The organism is Chitinophaga sp., assembly GCF_039596135.1.
In the GTDB taxonomy this organism is placed as follows: Bacteria; Bacteroidota; Bacteroidia; order Chitinophagales; family Chitinophagaceae; genus Chitinophaga.
On sequence record NZ_JBCNKH010000014.1, the window covers coordinates 35,981 to 57,125 of the forward strand.

The window sequence follows — 21,145 nt, forward strand, 5'->3', positions numbered from 1 at the left end:
CGTCATCAACTGTTAATTTTTTAGTTGATCACACAAGCTAACTGTCCTCTGTTTTTTTGTAAAAAAGAAGCTTAATCAACGTAGTTTCTCCGTTATCACAAAACAAATCGCCATGAAAATGTATGACAAAGGGGTTCCTTTTATTACCTAAACTGTAAAAGCAATTGTAGCTATCCGCCCCAAAATTAATCAGTTTCAGCTCATTGCCTGCTTCTTAACTCTGATATCATTACATTGATTGGATTTTCTGTACAAGCCGGGAACTTGTCGTTAAGTCTATGAAAATGTTATGTTCCGTTAATTTAAAATATCGGTACATGAACCTACTACAACGAATCGTTACTACTGGTTGCAGTAACGTGAAGGGAACTTCATTGCAGGAGGTTGAAGACACACAGCGAACTATCCGGATCGTGAATACGCTATGTCTGACCTGTGCTGTTATGTCCTTATCCTTCAGTATTTGCTGTCACTATCTGATTGGAAACCAGATTTTTGTTTGGCCGGCCCTTGCAGAAGCCGTTGCCTTTGTCTCCATCATCTGCCTGAACGGGGTTGGAAAACATACCCTCGCCGGCGTGCTCACGATCATCGTCCACAATGTGACCATTCAATATTACAGTGCGGTCATGGGCCGGGTCACAGAAGTGCACCTCCTGCTTATTTTCCTGATTGGGTTATCCTTACTGCTATTTCAGCAACCTTTTCTGAGAAGGGTAACTATCGGTATTACTATTGGCTGTTTTATGGCGGGTGAAATCAATATGTACTTTGGTTTTTATCCCCCCGTATTGGATATTGCGGCTTTTTTTCCCATTGAATTCATCATTCGCTGGGCGACTATTCCATCTATCCTGATCCTGGACCTGATGGTGTTTTCCTTTTATGTAAAGCATGTAGATCGGATGCGCAACCGGGAAATGCTGCATGTGCAGGAAATGCTGGAAACGGTACGATTGCACAATGCTGACCTGGAAGCACTCACGGCCAGACTGGCGAGGGCCACAGATGCCAAGACCGTTTTTGTGCGCGAAACAAGTCATGAGATCCGCACCCCGCTGAATGCCATCTTTGGTATCAGTCAGCTCTTACAGCTCAAGGTAGCGCAGGACAGAAACCTCGCTCCCATCCGCCTGCTGGCAGATCACCTGTATGCCGCCAGTTTCAATACCAGGGAAATTATTAACAATGTATTGGAGTTTTCACGGATCGAAGCCGGTAAGGCAGATACGGCACAAAACTCTTCTTTGGATATCAGGGAATGGCTGGATAATGTGGTGAATATTCATCAATATATTGCCGGGGTAAAAATGGTCCGGATCCGGTATAATATTTCGGAAGATGTACCGGAATTCCTCCTGTTCGACAAGCTGTTGCTCACTAAGATGCTCAATAACCTCCTGTCAAATGCCATTAAGTTTACCGCGACAGAAAGCAGTGTTACCATTCATATTTTCCCGAAGGGAGGCCGGTTGTATATTACCGTAACTGACCAGGGAGAAGGTATCAGTGAAGACAGGCAGGCGACTATTTTTGAGGCGTTCGTATCAGAGCGGAATATTTTCCTGGAAGGCACCGGCCTGGGGTTACACATCACCCGTCACCTGGCCGCAGCTATGGGTGGTACTATAGAAGTAAAGAGCCAGAAAGACATTGGCACTACTTTCACTGTATGCCTGCCGCTGGAAAGTGCGGAGATGCTGCCAGGCAAGGATCTGAAACAATGGCCGGAAAGAATGCTGAACCTGAATGCTGCCAGCATCCTGATTATTGAAGACGACAAAATGAGCCAGATGGTACTGTCACGGTTTCTCTGCAGCCTGGGTAGCAGGGTTATGCTGGCCAGTGATGGTGTGGAAGGTATGCTGCTGGGCAGGGCGTCCAAACCGGATATCATCATTTTGGATGCACACATACCGGGCATGAGTGGCAAAGATACACTTGCGCATATCCGCGAGGATGATGTGCTGAAAAATGTGCCGGTTATTATAGCCAGTGGAGATGCTTTTAATGAGGCCAGTGAAGAAATGATCAATGCGGGGGCGAATGAATACCTGGTAAAACCGATTGAGTTCAAGGCATTGCATGCCACACTCACGAAATATATAGAATAGAAAGAGGGCGTTTTCACCAATATAGTGAAAACAATTTTCAGCATAAAAAAGGCCGCTCTGTATGGTGAGCGGCCTTTCTATTTAAAATTGCACCCAGGCAATATTTGCTGTTTTCGTCTCTCCCTTTCTCGTAATCAATAGTGTCACATACTGCCCTTTATCCTGCTTAAAATCGCTGGCGCCCAGCATGGTATAGAAGCCTTTGAAGGTTTCAGGTGTACCAAAAAGGAACAATCTTTCACCGGCATTATTATAACAAACGGTATTAGCTTCAGTGAGATAACGCAGGGGTTTCTTATCCGTATACACACCTCCCGGGTCCAGGTATTGGAGGTAATCGTTGAAAATGATATACTTACCACGTTCCGTAGTGAGGTAGTCAAATGACAGGAATGGTGTGGTATTCAATGCCTGGATCCTGTTGCGGAACATCCATTGTCCTTTCATTCTGCGATACAGGAACATTGGATCATAGAGCCCGTTTGCCACCTGCATTTTGATTTGTGCAATACCTGATTGCACAGTACCGGCACTATCCAGGGTCATGATACCAATATCATTCATATTGGTATGCATATTATTCCATGCATTGGCATTGCCGGAACTGAACAGGGTTATATTTTCCAGCAGCAGGGTGATGCTACCATCCTCATTCGTCAACATGCGTTGTGGTACACCGGAATAGGCGCCTGTATATTTCATTTGTTGCTGGGCATAAGCACTGATTTTATCCAGGGTCAGGGGCTGATGACGATATTCTTCTAATGTACTGGCGTCCAGATAACTGAGCACCATATCTACACCAGGAGTTTTAGTGCCCTTGCCGGTGGCACTGGTGAGCAAAAGTACCAGCTTCTGAGAAGCAGGAATATACCGGATATTGGCATGAATATCCTGCATATTGGCGGTATATGGCAGCAATTGATGCTTTACCACAGTATCATGAATGGAGGAAACGGCTATCATACAGGCGGTATCTTTTACATTCCTGCGAATGCGCAGCGGCGCCGTTACCAGGTAGACCTGGTCTTTGTGCACGGTCATGTCGAGGAAACTATGATAAGGGAAATCAGCTGCAGGCAAGTAGTAAGTACTATGCCCAATCTGCTGATGATCAGGTGAATATTGGTAAACCTGTACCCTTTCGCCCGGTGCTTCTTTCCGATCCAGTTCACCACCTGCAAAGGCAGCAACGGCATAATAACTACTGTGAGGGTCTTTGGCAACATAGAAGTCGTGGGAGGCATAGTTGTCCTGCACCACTACATCCCTGTGTTGAATAGTGGGCAGTTCTCCTAACTGGTCTTCTCTTACCAGCTGACCGGTTTTGCCGTCCAGTACCAGTCTGTAGAGGCGTGGTTTGAATTTTTCCAGTTGCTGCAGGAAAATTACTACCTGGTTATTTATTTCATAGATACCATCTATCTCGGTGTCATTGAGTGCGTTTACATCGAAAAGTTTACTGGTTACTGTATCCGTAGCCGTTACCTTGTGCTGAGCGTCGTACATGTTGACGATGATACCTGCTTTCTTATCAAAGTGTAGATAAGCGGTATAGCTATTGTCAAGCAGGAGAATTTTATCAAACCCATCGCCCGGTTCGGGAAAGCTATTACTGAGTTGTACCTGTGGTACCTGCGCGGAAAGTTGTGATGCAAATAACAGGGCAAGAAGGCGGGTGCCTTGCCGGATATATCTCATAGGTAAAGTAAAAGGTTAAGGATGTAAATGTATAATTAATTTCCCAAATGTTTAACTGGAACAAACTGATTGTTTGCCCTTTATCCTTTTTTACTTGTCCTTTCAGCCCTTTTACTATATTTATGCATTATTATTAATAATTGAATGATATAATGAGAAGCAACAAGTTCTTACTTTTTTGTCTGTTAGGAGCAAGTCTGGCGGGTCCGGCCATGGCCCAGACAGAAGCCCCCAAATACGATCCGCATGCGGCATTTAATCCACTATTCTACCCTTCAAACGGCAATGAGTATCGCAGCGCTTCCGGTGCTCCCGGCCATAAATACTGGCAAAATAAGGCGGATTATGCTATCAATGCCACCCTTGATACTGGTGCGCACAGGGTGACAGGTTCTGTAGCGATTACATATACTAACAATAGTCCTGACAAGCTGCCTTTCCTCTGGTTACAGCTGGATCAGAACATCTTCAGGGAAGATAGCCGTGGTAGTGCTACTGCTGTGGTAACCGGGGGCCGTTTTGCCAATAAGACTTACACCAAGGGCGATGAAATCAAATCCGTAACTGTAGTGAGCAATGGTAAATCGACTGCTGTAAAGTACCTGATCAATGATACACGTATGCAGATTTTCCTGCCTCAGCCACAGGCTGCCAATGGTGCTGCATTACAAATAAAAATTCAGTATGCTTTCGACATTCCGCAATACGGTACTGACCGTATGGGGCGCCTCACTACCCAGAATGGGTGGGTGTACGAGATTGCGCAATGGTATCCCCGCATGGAAGTATACGACGACGTACTGGGTTGGAACAGCATTCCTTACCAGGGTGCAGCAGAGTTCTACCTTGAGTATGGCAACTTCGACTATAAGATCACAGCTCCTGCAGGCCTGGTGGTAGTAGGTAGCGGCGAACTGGTAAACAGTGCCGAAGTACTCACTGCCAAAGAACAGGCACGCCTGGCGCAGGCTTATAAAAGCGACAAAACGGTCATGATCCGGGATAGCAGCGAAGTCGTGAACCCTTCTGGCAGCCGCAAAGGTAACCTGACCTGGCACTTTGTGTGTAAGAATGCGAGAGATGTATCCTGGGCTGCTTCCAAGGCCTTTGTATGGGATGCGGCACGTTTGAACCTGCCAAGTGGCAGAAAGGCGCTGGCACAGTCAGTATATCCGGCAGAGGCGATCAAGCGTCCGAATGGCTGGGTCAGATCTACTGAATTTGTAAAAGGTTGTATCGAGTTTTATTCCAGGCAATGGTTTGAGTTTACCTATCCTGTAGCTACTAACGTAGCAGGCAGTATCAGTGGTATGGAATATCCGGGTATTGTATTTTGTAGTTGGCGCAGCACCGGTTCCGGTCTTTGGGGGGTAACCGACCACGAGTTTGGTCACAACTGGTTCCCGATGATTGTGGGTAGCAACGAACGTAAATACGCATGGATGGATGAAGGTTTTAACACCTTTATCAACCAGGGTTCTACCGAAGCATTCAACAAGGGGGAATACTACTCTCCTATGCAGGTACAGAATACCGGCCGTGGTATGTTTGGCACTGATCCGATCATGACGATTCCGGACGTGATTCAGAACAGTTACCTCGGTACGGCAGCTTATTTTAAACCTGCTGCAGGATTGACTATTCTGCGTGATTATATCTTAGGTAAAGAGCGTTTTGAATTCGCGTTTCGTACTTATATCAAACGCTGGGCGTTCAAGCACCCTACTCCATGGGATTTCTTCCGTACCATGGAAAATGCGGCAGGTGAAGACCTGAGCTGGTTCTGGCGCGGTTGGTTCCTGGAAAACTGGGCACTGGACCAGGCGGTAAAAGATGTGAAATATATAAACGGCGATCCTGCCAAAGGTGCCCTGATTACCATCGAAAACCGTGATCAGCTGGTACTGCCGGTTGTATTGGCCATCACCGACAGCAATAGTAAGACAGATACGGTACGCCTGCCTGCAGAAATCTGGCAACGTTCCGGTACCTGGACGTTCAGGTATAATTCAACTACCAAACTGACAGGTGTGGTGATCGATCCTGCCAAAGGCTTACCTGATGTGGATCCTTCTAACAATGTATGGAAGGGTGAAGTACGTAAAGTAGCAGCAGGTACCACCGCTACAGATGTCATCAACCGTTATTATGCCGCAATCGGTGGTATTGACAAACTGAATGCCATCAAGGATCAGTCAATGTCTGCCCTGGGCTCCGTACAGGGTACAGAGATCTCTATGGTGAAGAAGTACAAATCTCCTGATAAATACTTCATGGATATCTACATCGCAGCCATGGGAGCACATGCCAGCCGCCTGGTGATCAATGGCGACAGCGTGATTGCAGAGCAAATGGGAAACAGGATGCCGGTGGATGCAGATATGAAAAAAGCACTGAAATCCAGCCTGGAAATTATTCCTGAAAGACAATACCTGAGCGATGGCGCTAAGGTTACACTGTCTCCCGACCTGGACCAGGTAAACGGCAAGGATGCTTACAAAATAACCGTGACAGAGCCAGATGGTGAAGTGATAGAACTGTATTATGATGCAGCTACTTATTACAAGGTGAAGTCCGTGAACAGGCAGGGCGACCAGGTAACCGGTATGCTGGAATTCAGTGATTACAAGGATGTTAGCGGGGTTAAATTCCCATTCACACTTGTCAATACAATTGGTGGCAACCAGCAGATCAATTTCAAGGTGAGTGAGGTAAAAATCAACAGTGGACTGAGTGACAGCGAGTTTAAATAATTTAACATTCAACTCCTGGTAAATATATTAATTTGCGCGAATCGCTTCTGCCCCCCGGGCGGAAGCGATTTTTGTATGTTATAGTTCGTTATATTGCAGTAAATTGATCAGGCTCAACTAATTAGGACAAGTTTAGCCGTGCTGTAATAAACCCAAAAGCGAATGCACTTCAGAGATACACTTACAACTATTACACACACAGGGTCAGATGTGGATGACCTGGACCTGCGAACCCGTATCATCAAGGTGAATACGATGTCGCTGATTATTGGGTTGTTGGTGACTTTCTTTGCATGGTTCTTTTATGCAATTTCCGGGAAAATAGAAATCCTGGTCGCTGCCTCCCTGGAGGGGGTAGCTTACTTCACGATCATCTGGATCAACAGCAAAGGGAAATATAATCTTGCCGCTCTCCTGGCCCAGTTAATTCCCAATATAGCCACCTTATATTTTGGTATTATTTTATCGGCTGTTGTAGAAGCGAGTCTGCTGGCCATCTTTCTGATAGGTACCAGTTTTCTCATTATAAAAGACAGGAAGTACCGGGCAATATCACTTGCATTGACCATAGCGGTTGTGATCTTGCTACAGGTAAACGATGAGTTGCACATCATCACGCCATTGACCTTTGGCTATACCAATCAGCGGATCATACATTTCTCGGCTATCGTAGTGGTATTTAGTCTCAATATCCTCATCATCGCATTTTATGTTAACCAGAATGACATACTGGTGGCGGAGCTGAGAGAACGAGGTGAAAAGCTGGAAAAGGCCAATGACTACAAGAGCGTATTTGTACGGGAAACCAATCATGAAATTCGCGTGCCGCTGAATGCCATTCATTCAATCAGCCAGTTATTATTAATACAAAGTAAATCGCAGCAGGAACTGGCGCCTATCCGTGCTACGGCAGAGCATTTGTGTGCAGCCAGTTATCATGCACTGGAAATTATCAATAATGTACTTGAATTGTCGAGGATTGAAGTAGGTAAAATTCATGAAGTATTTCGCGAGCCATTTGATGTCAAAAACTGGATTGACAATATCGTGATCACCAGCCAGTACATTGCACGAAATAAGGGCGTCAAAATCGTGCTGGATTATGACAGACAGCAGATGCCTGCACAGATTAACAGTGATAAAGTGAAGCTGACACAGATCGTTAACAACATCCTTTTCAATGCTATAAAATTCACTGCGGACAATTCCATGGTATGCATCCAGGTGTCTACTGAAAAGAACATTTGTTACATCCGCATCAGGGATGCGGGGCAAGGGATGGATAAGGAGCAGCTGGAAAAGATCTTTGATCCGTTTTTTTCCGGCAAGAGTGATTTCTCGAACGGGACCGGGCTGGGGCTCCACATTGCCCGTTACCTGGTAAGTTTGCTAGGAGGTACAATTACGGCGGATAGTGCACCGGGAAAAGGTACTTTGTTCTGCATTGCCTTCCCGCTGGTAGCCTTTGAAGGCAATAAGCCTGCGCTGCCGGTCATGAAGGAAATGCCGCCCCTGCCTTCGTTTACGAACATCCGCATGATGATTGTGGAAGACGACCAGATGAGCCAGATTTACCTGACGCGTTATCTTTCCAGCCTGGGCTGCCATTTACAGACTGCATCTACCGGGCAACAGGCGCTTACCATCATGCAGGAGCAGCCACCTGATATCGTACTGCTCGACAGTCATCTGCCGGATATGGATGCGCTTACTTTACTGAAGAAATTAGCCATTATACCGCCTTTAAAAGATGTTCCCGTTATCATCACCACCGGCGATGTTTTTGAGGAAGCCAAAGACGCTCTCATGAATGCAGGCATAGCCGGATATATTACAAAACCCATCGATTTCAACTTACTGACCCAGGAAATCAACAGCTGCCTCAAACTCCCCTCCCTGTTTTAATCCCTGTACTTCCCGTAACTTCACGTTATATAATATTGGTTTACAACCCGTAATATGCTGTCATTTACTCAGCCTTCGCCAGGCTCATAGTCGTTAATGCCGTACTTATACTTTTGAATGTCTTCTCTTGTGCTGCTGCGGAGTTCCCGCAGTGCTATCCCGAAACTAATCCAAGCGAGTTTTTCTTTCACTCATAAAACACACACAAGTATGAAGACTATTAATGTTCCGCAGCTTTACTGTCCTTTTGAGTCAAGGATCAGTCCATTTGTAGACCGGGTAGACAGGCACACTACCAATTGGCTACACCGATTTCAGCTCCTGTCTGGGGAGGAATTGTACGAGAAGTATGCGAATTACAAATTTGCCTGGATGACATGCAGGACTTATCCGGATGCAGATTACGATTTTCTTTGCGCAGCCAACAACCTGAACTCCCTGCTTTTTGTTATGGACGATCTGCTGGACCATGCTTCTTCAGAGACCGCAGATTATAGAACTGCGGATTATGTACAGGGTATCATTGGGGGATTTGTGAATGTATTGCGATTCAACAAGCGGGTACCTGTTTCAGTAAACCCGATCATGGCGGCTTTCAGCGACTTTTGGGAAAAGATGCGCCGGTTGAGCAGTGCCTCCTGGCAGTGCCAGTTCACCCTTAGCCTGAAGGCGGTATTTGAGGCGGGGATGTGGGAAATAGAAAATTCCCGTGCACAACGGCATCCGAGTATGCTGCAATACATGAAAATGCGGCCTTATTTTGCGGCGGCCAACCTGGCTACAGATCTGCTGGAAGTAGCTACCAAACAGAACCTGCCTGTTTTTGTGCTGCAAAATGAAGAATTCCAGCGCCTGGTAGAACTGGCGCGCAGAACAATCTGCTGGTCAAACGACCTTTTTTCGCTCTCCAAAGAGCTGGAGCATGGAGATGAGCACAACCTGGTGGTAGTGATTGAACACGAAAGGAACATTTCCCTTGAACAGGCCATCGAAGAGACAGCCCGGATCCACGACCGGGAGATTGCACAATTCAATGAATTAAAGGCACAGTTACCTTCATTTGGGATCAGGATTGATACCGCCATACAGACCCACCTGGATGCTATGGGCACCATGCTGAGGGGGTTTATGGACTGGTCCATCTATGACACAGCAAGATATGAGTTCAATTATGTAACTGAGTAACTGCCCTGTGAAAACCCGTTTTAGCCCCGGGGCTGAAGCGGGTTTTCGTTATGCTCTGCCCGCTTGATTACCAATAATTTTCAGTTATATCCGAATTTGTTTTAGGATATGTTTAATATTATTTTATATATTTAATGTCATTGTAGTGCGGGAATAATAATCCCTTCCCGCTATTGTAGCGATTGGTTCCCCTGTTTCCAGGTTGCCCAGGTAGAAAATTTTGTAAACTTTAGAAAGTTTTAATCATATAATCCTGCATCATGAAAGTATCTGCCATCAGTTTTCCCAGCGTGTTCGAGTCAGCGTATGGTAACACAGAAAACTCCTCAAAAGACCTGTTGAATGGTTTAAAGATCAAAAAAGACGATAACTGGTACATCGTTGGAAACCTTGCCAGAAGAGGTGGCATCAACCCGGGGCGTATCACTAATGCGGCTCCCCAGGAAGACGATTATGAAATACTCTTCAAAGCTGCATTGGTCAATGTATTGGACAAGGTGCAACAACCGCTGTCTATCACCATGGGATTCCCCTTTTCTACCTATAATATTTACAAAGGAGCAGCAGAACAATTCCTGAGTAAAAGACATTTCCTGATAGAATATGATACGCAGACTTTCAACAATAAAGGCACGATCAAAAAAGGGATGCTGGATATTGAACGCTTTGAGGTAATTCCTGAAATTGTAGGGGGTATTATTGGTTTAAAGAAGACCCTCAATGAGCAAAAGAATGACAACTTCATTGCGGTGAGCTTTGGTTTCGGTACCATCGAAGGTGGGCTGGCCACGGCCGATGGTTTAATTAACCGTACCTGCTTCAGTTCTCACGGTATCAAATATGCTATTAACAACCTGGCCCGTGAGCTGAATAAGACATATTACCTGGATATGAAGAATGAGCATCAGCTGGACGATGCCTTCATGAAGGGTTCCATCTTTACCAACCGCAAGCGTATTGACCTCAAAGAAACACGTAAAGCGCTGCTGAAACAGTATTATAAAGAAGTGGTGTCACCGCTGATGCGCAACTATTTCACTGACCAGGATTTTGAAACCTGTAGCAAAATCTACCTGATGGGTGGTGGTGCACATTATCGTGAACTGACAGATTGCTTCCTGGAAGAATTCAAGGATTTTATTCCTGTAGACGTGGCGCCTGATCCGGAGAACCTTGTAAGTATAGGTTATCTTTATAACTCCCTGCGTATCTCAGATGATAAGCATCAGCGCAGTGTGGGCCTGGATCTGGGCAATGCCTCCTCTATCATTTCTGTGTTTGAAGATGAAAATATATCTGCGGTTTCAAAAATATGACGTGTCTGCAATAATTGAAATACTCAAAAATGCCTTTCGGAAAGGCATGTTCCTGATACCGAAAGAAGTGTCCGTACAGGGCGCTATCGAATCTCCGATTCCGGGTCGCATAGATGGTACCGTTCGTGGCGATATACGTACTGATGGGTTGCTGACCATAGGTCAAACCGCCAGTATAAGAGGGAATGTGTATGCCACAGACCTGATCCACTTCGGCAAAGTCTATGGTGATATCTATGTCACCAATAAGGCGATTATAAGTAATAAAGCCTATATAAAGGGCGATGTGACGGCATTGATCCTGGAGCTGGAAGAAGAAGCTGTGATAGAAGGCGCGATCCGAAAACATGTAAATGATCTGGAGAATGCGATTCCACCAGATACTGAGCCTGAACCGGACCAGCCTTTGCCTGCGGATGAAGAAAAGCCGACCAGTTGGTTTTAAAAATATAGGGCTGTTGCATTTTGCAACAGCCCTTTTTCTTAATGTCTTGGTTTGGCTCTTTCATATTGTACCGGCCATACAAACGACTCATCTTTCAACTGATGTGCCGCGTGCATAGGGAAATAAGGATCCCGCAGCATTTCCCGTGCTAAGAATACCAGGTCTGCCTTCCCGGTACTCACGATCATTTCGGCTTCTTCGGCAGTGGTGATCAGGCCAACGGCGCCAGTCAGGATGCCGGTTTCTTTCCTGATATGCTGGGCAAATGTTGTCTGGTATAACGGGCCTACCGGGATTTTCTGCCTGGTATCTAACCCGCCAGAGGAGGTGTCGATCAAATGTACGCCTGCATCTTTCAGGATGCCGGCAAGTTTGGTGGCTTCCTCCAAATCCCATCCCCCTGCTACCCAGTCGGTCGCAGAAATGCGTACTAACAGGGGATTCTCTTTCGGCCATACTTGCTGGATGGCCCTGACTATTTCAGTGAGCAGGCGAATCCTGTTTTCAAAACTACCGCCATATTCATCCGTCCGGTGATTGCTCAGGGGAGACAGGAACTGGTGGATGAGGTATCCGTGGGCGGCGTGAATCTCGATCACTTTAAAGCCTGCTTTGAGGGTGCGTACGGCGGCGGCTTTGAAATCGCCGATAACTTTGTCGATTCCTGCTTTATCAAGCGCTTTGGGCTGTCCGTAGGTTTCAGAAAATGGAATGGCGCTGGGGGCCATGATATTTTCCCATCCACCCTGGGATGCCGGCACGAGTTTCATACCTTTCCAGGGCTCGCTGGTACTGGCTTTTCTGCCGGCATGAGCCAGCTGAACACCGGCTACGGCACCATTGGCATGGAGGAAATTTACGATCTGTGTTAATTTTTCGATGTGTTCATCTTTCCAGATACCCAGGTCTGCGGGGGAAATACGGGCTTCGGGCGATACGGCGATCGCTTCTGTCAGGATCAGTCCTGCGCCGCCCACAGCCCTGCTGCCCAGGTGTACAAGGTGCCAGTCATTGGCAAAACCATCGGTGGAGCTGTACTCGCACATGGGGCTGACTACAATCCTATTTCTTAGTGTAACTGCGCCAATCGTTAGCGGCGTAAATAGTGCTGCCATAATATTGCTCTTCTTTTGATCTGTAATTTAAGCAGAAAGGCCTTATGAAAAGCAAATATCCCGGCCTTGTGGGACCGGGATATTCCTTTCAGTGTATGAAAAAGCAAGCTTAGTCGATACGTCTAACGTTAACTGCGTTTAATCCTTTTCTACCTTCCTGCACTTCGAACTCCACGCGGTCGTCTGCCTGGATCTCATGGATTAAACCGTTTACGTGAACAAAAGTCTCTTTATTGGATTCATCATGCTTAATGAAGCCGTAGCCTTTCGTCTCGTTAAAGAACTTTACAGTTCCTTGAAATTTGTTGTTCATTTGAAAAAATTAAAAATTTGTAAAGGATAAAGGTAACCCTTTAAGATACGCTTACCAAATATTAATTTTCAATTAATTGCTCAGTGCCACATTAATATCCTTGTACATCACCCTAAAACAGCGGCTGGCACTCTCCAAAGTATCCTTGGGTGTTTTTCGGCCATAATACTCGTCCATAAAGGATTCCGCATTGGACCACACGGTCTGCATCATGCCCTGATACCGGTCTTTCATCTGGGGTGTGGCCGCATTTCTGAAAGCGATCATATCTTTTACCTGTTGCTGGGCAAATTCCGGTTTTCTCCAGGGGCAGGTGATCACATTGAGTCCTTTGATGGCAAAATAGGCGGGTGTTTTCTCCGGGCGGTCGTAATGCCAGTCGCAGATCATTACATCTTTGGGAATCAGGTCTATGGCGCGGTAGGTATTGTTCATACTTGCCTCCCACATGCCCAGGCCGGTGGTTTTACCATCCAGCAGGCGATCGCCCCAGATCCATAACTGGCGGTTCTTCTCTGCCAGATGGTTGCGCAGGGTGGTTACCTCGCCGGCATAGAGTTCTGCTTTGTCTCTGCCGCCACAACGGGGGCATTTCTCCTCTCCTATGTAAAATACCTCGTCCATGCCAGCATGAAAGGCATTGGTTTCAAATACGTCACAGAGTTCGTCAATTACATCAAAAACGACTTTGTGGAGACCGGGGGCCAGCGGACAATAGCTTTTACAATACAGTCCGTCGGGATTGGGCCATTCGTATTTTTCCGGCATTTTTACCCAGGGTGTTTCGTCAAACTGTGGGTATTTTATGAGCAGATTAAAGACATTGCCAGCCCAGGATTGATGGCCTAACAGGTTGAATTGGGGGATTAAACGGATGTGATTTTTCCTGCAGACAGTTACCAGCTTTTTGATGTCAGCTTTCGACAATTCGTTTCCACCGCGGAGCTCCGGATGGCTTTCGTACTGGTAATTGTAGTCGACGCGAAGAATCAGGGTATTCACCTTGCGGGGTGCCAGTTCCTGGTCGATGAATTTAATGAATTCGTTCAGTCCAGCCGGTGAGGGTGCGCCGATACAGAAACCGCGAACAGGTAATACGCTGTCTGGCTGAATTTGGGAATAGGAAGCATGTCCTATAACGCAGAATAACAGAGATAAAAAGATGACGTTTTTCATATTGATAAAGTACAAAATAGTCTTATCTCTGAAACAGAAATTACACCAACGGCTACTTCCGGATTACATATTCAGATCAATCGCCCCTCTTATTTCTGTAGAAATCTCCCCTATCGTCCCATTTCCCTTGCTATTCTGACCTGTATATACCTTTACGAAGTTAATTGAAGACAAGGTTACTTTATTCCCATTATCATCTACAGCGTCAGCAATATCGAAGCTATTATACCCATTCGTTTTGTAATCACTGGTCCAGTTATCCGCATAGCCGAAGGCAAAACCAGCATTGATATAAACCCCTGAACTATCCTTCAGGGTAGCCGGTAATTTAATTCCTGTAAAAGACACAGAATCCTGTGCTGTAATGAAGGATGGATAGTACGCCTGTGTATGATATGTATTGATAGCCACGGTGCCTGAGTCACCCTGATTGTCTTTCCACTTTACATCTGCATAGCCACCGGGGTTGTAATAAGTGATTTTGTAATTTTTTATAGCGCTGCTGTATTGATCACCATTAATGGTATACCAGGCATCATCCGGCTTTCCATTTCCATTTACATCCCGGCTTACCATTACCACACCGGGCTCTGACAGGCTTTCAATGGTATTACTGTAAATGCCAAATTTCGATACCCCATGATCAAACCCGAATACTACATAGCCGCCAAAAGCCCCTAGTGTGAGCACATTTTCCGTGCTCCCTATCAGTTGCTGTGCAGCAGCACCATCGCCTATGCTTGTGTTCACAAACTGTCCTGGTGCGGGTTTGTATTCAAATACGGTGCTGATATATTTGCTACTATTATCAGCAGGATTTGTGTTGTCCTTCTTACATGCAGCCAACCCCAATATGATAAATAACCACTTCCTCATACATTATTGAATAAAGGTGATCACTGAGGGAATGTTACCAGTTGTAACGCTCCATTTTTTTGCACCGGTCTTATCAAAACAATACAATGTGCCGGGCAGCAAATAATCCTTCACGTCTGTTATGAGTATATCCCGCGTTACCGGATCAATAGCTATGCCATAAGGAGTGGTAAGTGCCTGATTCTGAATGAACCCATTGCTTACAATTGATTTCGTTTTTACATTCACAATGCCATAACTAATGGTATTTGCACCTGTACTATTACTCCATTGCACACTGATAATATAAGCTGAGTCGCCTTGTATAGCCAGGTTGCTTACACCAAGATTCAATGAATCTGTCACCGCGTTTGTGGCGGTACTTACTATAAAAAGCTTAGAAGGAATATCAGCATAATTTCCCCTGGAAGTCACATACAGGTTACCATATCCATCAGGTTTTACGTGGTGCAGGTTAATGGCTACGTCAATAGTTTTCGTTACTGCAAAAGAAGTTAAATCTATTACTGACAGCGTGCGGTCATAATTTGATGAAGTATATCCGCCTGAATTTGCAACATACAATTTACTGCCTGTCACCGCCATTTCCTCGGGCTGGCGGCCTACGGTCACAGTGCGTAGCACTTCAAAAGTAGCCGTGTCTACTTCTGCTACATACCCCGATCCATCGGTGCTACCACTTGCCGCAGCATAAGAACTCACATACGCTTTGCCATTATAAAAGGAAATATACCTGCAGCTGCGCACACTGATCTCACCCAGGTGTTTGGCGGTGTGTTTATCCATCACTTCTACCCTATCCGATCCGCTGATCACGGCATAAAGCTTATTGCCATATATTTTCAGATCGTTGCCTACATCTCCCAATTCCTTTACTATCGTAGGGTTGATCTCTCCGTATATATCCAGTTTATAATCTCCTTTCGACCCGTTGAAATAGTCAAGGCTGGTCTGGTTCAATCCCATATTCCCTTCATTTAATAAATAGAAGGAACTTTGGTTCGTATCGTCCGTTAGGTGCGTAGTCTCACTGGAACTGCTGTCAGTACCACTCTTTCTACATGCACCTAATACCAGTAAAACGAAGATCCATTTTCTCATATCAGTTAAAAATTTACACTGGCAGTAATACGATAATAACGCCCCGGCATGGGATAGTTATAAATTACATCGTAATACTGGTTGAATACATTATTGATTTCTCCTGTTAATTTCAGCTGACTGATATGCCATGACAAAGACAGGTCATGGGTATACCAGGGCGCTATATAATACTCCGGAATATTGACGCTGCCATAATAACGGGATCCTACATACACAAAGTTATAATTCAGGTCCCATGCTTTCCAGGAAAGGTTGGTGGTAAAGGACCCGCTGTGCAAAGGTACGTATACGATCTGTTGATCATTATTGTCGGTAGCTTTCTGAAAAGTATACTTAAGAGAGAAGTTCGTTCCAATTTCTTTGAAGAACCGGGGTGAGGTTTGTACACCTGCATCTATCCCGTAGATATTCACCAACCCGATATTTTGCATCTGCCAGCGGAAGAGTTTACCCGGCACTGCTACGATCTTGTCTGTTACCCTGCTGTAATATGCATCTGCCTGAATAGCAAAGTATTGCCACCAGCCAGCGGAGGTCTTTGTATAACTGCCACCTATATCATATTGCCTGCTATATTCTGGCTTCAGCGTGGGATTGCCGGTAGTGGTGTAGTAGAGATCATTGAACGTAGGCATGCGGAAAATCTCCTTATAAAAGGCCCTCACCCGCAAGGCCGGATTGGCAAATGGTTGCCAGGAGGCAATCATTGCAGGGGTATAAGCTCTCCTGTTCCCCCCACTCGTATAAAGTTTGGTACTTTCATTAATGACACTCGCCAGCAGGCTTCCCTGTAGATCTATCCTGTTGAAATGTAATTGCGTAGCACCTGCTACCAACGTGGTTACTCTTGTGGGGATAGAGAAGTGATCGAGGTTCACAGCTGTCATCTGGTTTACCTGGAAATCTGCGGAGAGAGCCACATCCCACCAGTCTTTGATGCGATATTGATTAGCAGAAGACAGATAGTATTCATGCTGGCGGAAACGGTTCATCAGCGGACCGCTCGTAGTTACAATGGTTGTATCGAGATAACGCACATAATCCAGCATATACTTACCATTCAACTGCATGCTGTACCTGTCGGATTTTTGACTATAACCTCCCTGTACAAACGCATTTCTATCCCATTGTCGCTGCCCGTTTTCGAAATGCCCTTTTACAACGGGGCCAGGGAGCCCACGGGCTGAATTATAATAATAGCCCTGTACGTGCCAATTGCTGCTATCTTTGCCATTGCCATATACACCTGCTTCTATGCGCCATGCGTCTATATCACCATTTTTGCGAACAGCGGTGGTATCATAATCATTGTAGCGGTAACGGAATTTGTACTGTCCGTCTGCACGGGTCCATTCTGTGCTGATGACAGCAGATGTGCGTGCAGATAGCTTTTGCTCTATCCTCACAGCAGGATTGATCAATCCAAAACTACCGGTCTTAAAGCCGGCTTTACCATGTAAGGTGGCAGCATCCTGAAAGACAGGTTTTTTCGTTTGCAGATAAATAGAAGCTGCAGACGCAAATCCTTTTGCAGGCTGGAAGATTACGCCTTTCTGGGCGTTGTAGAGGTCTATCTGTTCAATATTATCAAGGGAAAACCGGCCCAGATCTACAGTGCCATTTTGCGCATTGCCCAGTTGAATGCCGTCGTAAAATACGCCCAGCTGGTTCGTACCCATGCTATGTACATTCAGGGTTTTGAGACCGCCTACCCCTCCATAATCTTTGATCTGAACGCCTGAAAAGAACCGGGCAGCATCGGCCACGGAGAGGCTGTTCATCTTTTCCAGTGCTTTTCCGCTGAGGGTTTGAACGGGCGTAATGGCGCCAGGTCTGGCAGAGAAGATGGTAATCGTCTGCAAAGTATGGGTCGTATCATTATGCTGTGCCTGTAAACGCAGGCACAGCATAATGAGGCATATTATAAAACTGGTTTCCTTCATAATTAATGGAACACGACCATGGCTGGATAATAATTGCCAGTGTAGGTAATCGTAGATTTTAAACCAGCGTCTGCGGCGCTGTAAGTGTAAAGCGTATTGTTCACATCGCTGCCCCATACACTGGCATTTGTAGTCAATACCAGGGTATTTTTCGCTGCATCGTAGCCAATGCCTTTGCCATAGAAGTAACTACCTGCAGGCAGGGTGATGTAAGCGCTGGCCAGTGAACTGTTGTTGCCCGATACATAGCGGTACACCTTCTGGTCGCTGCTTAATACGTAAATAGCGTTTTCCTGGGTAGAAGCTACAATAGAGCCGCTGGTAAAAACAAATTCATTATAACGTACATTGAAGGACGTTGTAATGGTATCGACCTTCAATGTAGATGGATCGATTTTCAACAGGGCGTTTGTTTGCGCTGCATATACATAACCATCTTTACCCTGGGCAAAACCTGCGATGGCGGTACCTAAATTCTTTGCTACACTATAGTCGCTGGTCTTGAGTGCTACGATGCCATCACTGGCAGTCAATGCAAATATATAGTTACCCGATTTGAGCATATCACTGACGTCACCACTTATGCCTGCAATTTTGGAACCCAGGCTCAGTGAAGATAAGGTTACAGGATAGATACCATTGTCAGTACTGAGCAGACCATTGCTGTTGTCAATACCAATGAAGGCATGTCCATTTGCAGGCAGACTGGCGTTTCTGGCGCTTTCTTTCAGGGAATATTCATCAGCTGCCACCAGTGGACCGCCATAGTTGGTTACGAGGTACAGTTTGCCGTTATAAATGGTGCCATACTCTGGTGTCTGGGTGGTGGTAGCCAGTGAGCCGGAAGGATTCACTGCCAGGTAGTTGTCCTGCGAAAGGGTATCCGCATCATAACTACGGAAGCTCAGGTCCCCGGCTTTTACGCTATAGTTACCTTCATTTAAAATAAAATAACCGTTGTCATATTTCCCTTTGGAAATAATAGCAGTGTCGTCATCCTTTGAACAGGATGCTACTAATAATACAGAGAATGCTAATAGGAATGCGTGTAATTTTCTTTGCATGCTGTTTAAATATTGTAATAGTTGAATTGTTCCTTTCGGAATAGATCATTCAGCATGATAAGGCGTAATATCATTGAGTATATCCTGAAGCTTTTCACCCGAAAGCGCTGAATGGATCTGTTGCATACTGGCAGGTCTTCTGGCTTCCTGATATTCCGGCGGCCTTCCCATCCGTGGTGGACAGTGGCATAGAGTAGAGCCGAAACTACGTTCTCAGGTTACAGCTACGGGGATAGCTCCGGTTTTGCACCGGATTCCCTTTTAAGCCTATCTAGTGACAGGCACCAAATGCGGCACAAACCTACACTATGAGGGTGGAATAACCAAATTGAAACGTTTTTTCGCCTATCTTGCCGCAAATTTTTAAATAATCCGTTTTGTTGAGACAACTTTTCCTGTTTGTGGTCCTCCTATGCGGCGTCACCTATAGCTACGCCCAGGGCAACCTGAGTAAGACTGTTTCAGTCACCATGACCCGGCAGCCGATATCTTCTGTGCTGGATGCAATAGAAATTCAGGGTAATTTTCACTTTTCTTATGTACGTGAAATGGTGCATGCCGATAGCCTTGTGTCGGTACGCGTCAATAATAGAACGGTAAAGCAGGTACTGGACCAGTTGTTCCAGGGAAGCATGGCCTATAAAGACGCGGGCAGCCAGGTGTTGCTGCAACCTAACAGGGAAAAGTGGTTCTATGTGAGCGGGCATGTTACAGACGCCAGCAACGGGAAACCGCTGAATAATGCGAGTGTATACGAAGGGGTACAGCTGATCTCGACCATGACGAATGAGCAGGGTTATTACCGCCTGCGACTCAGGGAGAAGGAACGCCCTTTGCCCCTGATGCTGACAGTGAGTAAGGAGCTCTATAAAGATACCATCATGATGGTGGCGAGCGGGTATGACCAGGAGATCAGTGTGAGCATTAAGCCTGCGGCGCCGATCATGCTGACTACGGTGGATGTGAACCAGTATTCACGGGTGAGTGAGACCTGGTTTGGAAAGGTCTTCCTGACTTCCAAACAACGTATGCAGTCTTTGAACCTGAGCCGATTTTTTGCAGATCAACCTTATCAGTCGTCTTTAATACCCGGTTTGGGTACACATGGTAAGTTGAGTTCCCAGGTGGTGAATAAGATCTCGTTGAACTTCATTGGGGGGTATACAGCAGGGTTGAATGGTGTGGAGATATCCGGGGCATTTAATATAGACCAGAAAGATGTGAAATATGCCCAGTTTGCCTCACTTTTCAATGTGGTGGGTGGGAAAATGGAAGGTGTGCAGCTGAGTGGCTTGCATAACCAGGTCATGGATTCCGTGAAAGGATTACAGGCTTCGGGGTTTGGTAATATCACTGCCAGGGGCTATGAAGGCGTGCAGCTGGCGGGGATCTTTAATATGTCTACCGGTGTGACGAGGGGTGTGGGAGCCGCGGGTGTGTTCAATATTTATTGGAAGGATAGTTATGGGGTAATGGCGGCAGGAATAGGAAATATGACGCGGATGACGGAAAATGGTGTGCAGGCCGCAGGCGTGTTCAACGTGGCTGATACAACGAAAGGAGTTCAGGCGGCTGGTGTGTTGAATATAACGCGGGTCCTGAAAGGTGTGCAGATAGGTGTGGTCAATTATGCAGATTCTTCTGATGGGTATAGTATCGGGGTGGTCAGTATAGTGCGCAGGGGGTACCACCAGTTATTGGTATATAATACAGAACTATTACCGTTCAACCTGGCGTTCAAGTCCGGAAATAAGAACTTATATAGCCTCATGCTGGCGGGAGCTAGTTTTATAGAGGGGTCGAAGGCATATAGTTTTGGGTATGGTATAGGAAAGTCTTTTAAGGATTATAGTGTAGAGATTACGGAGCAGAACCTGTACCTGGGCAGTTGGGAGACGATAGGTACTATAGCGCGGTTACAAACGGCATGGAATAAGGAGATCGGTAAAAATGCGAGGATCTTTATAGGACCAGCATTTACCATGTATTTTAATTATAAGAATGCCAACGTGGCGGGATACAAGACGAAGATACCGGGTCCATATGGGGCCATTAAATTCAGCGATAACCTTTACTGTTGGTTTGGTTGGCATGTAGGGTTTAGTTTCTTCTAAAAATTCTGTAAATTTGCCCCT

The 21,145-nt window shown here is 45.9% G+C and carries 15 protein-coding genes and 1 riboswitch; of the genes, 7 read left to right on the top strand and 8 right to left on the bottom strand.

What is annotated here, in order from left to right:
• Positions 1–317: 317 nt before the first annotated feature.
• On the top strand, positions 318–2,114 hold the full coding sequence (locus ABDW16_RS11645) for an ATP-binding protein (RefSeq protein ID WP_343669909.1): 1,797 nt from the start codon (positions 318–320) through the stop codon (positions 2,112–2,114).
• Positions 2,115–2,195: 81 nt separating this feature from the next.
• Here the strand turns inward: ABDW16_RS11645 and ABDW16_RS11650 are convergent, their stop codons facing one another.
• Complete coding sequence (locus tag ABDW16_RS11650; RefSeq protein ID WP_343669911.1) at positions 2,196–3,815, bottom strand: hypothetical protein; 1,620 nt, start codon at positions 3,813–3,815, stop codon at positions 2,196–2,198.
• A gap of 152 nt (positions 3,816–3,967) precedes the next feature.
• Between ABDW16_RS11650 and ABDW16_RS11655 the strand changes: the two genes are divergently transcribed.
• From ABDW16_RS11655 to ABDW16_RS11675, 5 genes are all read left to right on the top strand, one after another.
• Positions 3,968–6,568, top strand: a complete 2,601-nt coding sequence (locus ABDW16_RS11655; protein ID WP_343669912.1) for a M1 family metallopeptidase — start codon at positions 3,968–3,970, stop codon at positions 6,566–6,568.
• A 162-nt stretch (positions 6,569–6,730) separates the two neighbouring features.
• Positions 6,731–8,473, top strand: a complete 1,743-nt coding sequence (locus ABDW16_RS11660) for an ATP-binding protein (protein ID WP_343669914.1) — start codon at positions 6,731–6,733, stop codon at positions 8,471–8,473.
• Between the two features lie 210 nt (positions 8,474–8,683).
• Complete coding sequence (locus ABDW16_RS11665; RefSeq protein WP_343669916.1) at positions 8,684–9,658, top strand: hypothetical protein; 975 nt, start codon at positions 8,684–8,686, stop codon at positions 9,656–9,658.
• A 260-nt stretch (positions 9,659–9,918) separates the two neighbouring features.
• Complete coding sequence (locus ABDW16_RS11670) at positions 9,919–10,974, top strand: ParM/StbA family protein (protein ID WP_343669917.1); 1,056 nt, start codon at positions 9,919–9,921, stop codon at positions 10,972–10,974.
• 1 nt (position 10,975) lies between these two features.
• Positions 10,976–11,419 carry a polymer-forming cytoskeletal protein gene (locus tag ABDW16_RS11675; protein WP_343669918.1) on the top strand — a complete coding sequence of 148 codons (444 nt, stop codon included), beginning with the start codon at positions 10,976–10,978 and terminating at the stop codon, positions 11,417–11,419.
• 38 nt (positions 11,420–11,457) lie between these two features.
• Here ABDW16_RS11675 and ABDW16_RS11680 read toward each other — a convergent pair whose 3' ends face one another.
• The 7 genes from ABDW16_RS11680 to ABDW16_RS11710 all read right to left on the bottom strand — a co-directional run bounded on the left by ABDW16_RS11680 (position 11,458) and on the right by ABDW16_RS11710 (position 19,010).
• On the bottom strand, positions 11,458–12,534 hold the full coding sequence (locus ABDW16_RS11680; protein ID WP_343669919.1) for an NADH:flavin oxidoreductase/NADH oxidase: 1,077 nt from the start codon (positions 12,532–12,534) through the stop codon (positions 11,458–11,460).
• Between the two features lie 109 nt (positions 12,535–12,643).
• The gene (locus ABDW16_RS11685; protein WP_343669920.1) at positions 12,644–12,847 is read right to left on the bottom strand and encodes a cold shock domain-containing protein; all 204 of its coding nucleotides are present in this window, start codon (positions 12,845–12,847) and stop codon (positions 12,644–12,646) included.
• 72 nt (positions 12,848–12,919) lie between these two features.
• A complete protein-coding gene (locus ABDW16_RS11690) occupies positions 12,920–14,023 on the bottom strand; it encodes a family 20 glycosylhydrolase (RefSeq protein ID WP_343669921.1) in 1,104 nt (367 codons plus the stop codon).
• A gap of 63 nt (positions 14,024–14,086) precedes the next feature.
• Positions 14,087–14,899 carry a hypothetical protein gene (locus ABDW16_RS11695; RefSeq protein WP_343669922.1) on the bottom strand — a complete coding sequence of 271 codons (813 nt, stop codon included), beginning with the start codon at positions 14,897–14,899 and terminating at the stop codon, positions 14,087–14,089.
• A gap of 3 nt (positions 14,900–14,902) precedes the next feature.
• The gene (locus tag ABDW16_RS11700; protein ID WP_343669923.1) at positions 14,903–16,000 is read right to left on the bottom strand and encodes a YncE family protein; all 1,098 of its coding nucleotides are present in this window, start codon (positions 15,998–16,000) and stop codon (positions 14,903–14,905) included.
• A 5-nt stretch (positions 16,001–16,005) separates the two neighbouring features.
• Positions 16,006–17,946, bottom strand: coding sequence for a TonB-dependent receptor (locus ABDW16_RS11705; protein WP_343669924.1), 1,941 nt, complete (start codon positions 17,944–17,946; stop codon positions 16,006–16,008).
• Between the two features lie 2 nt (positions 17,947–17,948).
• Positions 17,949–19,010: a DUF5074 domain-containing protein gene (locus ABDW16_RS11710; RefSeq protein ID WP_343669925.1), complete on the bottom strand. Its 1,062-nt coding sequence runs from the start codon at positions 19,008–19,010 to the stop codon at positions 17,949–17,951.
• A gap of 111 nt (positions 19,011–19,121) precedes the next feature.
• Positions 19,122–19,314: riboswitch (cobalamin riboswitch) on the bottom strand.
• Between the two features lie 73 nt (positions 19,315–19,387).
• On the opposite strand from ABDW16_RS11710, the gene ABDW16_RS11715 reads away from it, so the two are divergent.
• Positions 19,388–21,124 carry a hypothetical protein gene (locus tag ABDW16_RS11715; RefSeq protein WP_343669926.1) on the top strand — a complete coding sequence of 579 codons (1,737 nt, stop codon included), beginning with the start codon at positions 19,388–19,390 and terminating at the stop codon, positions 21,122–21,124.
• Positions 21,125–21,145 lie beyond the last annotated feature (21 nt).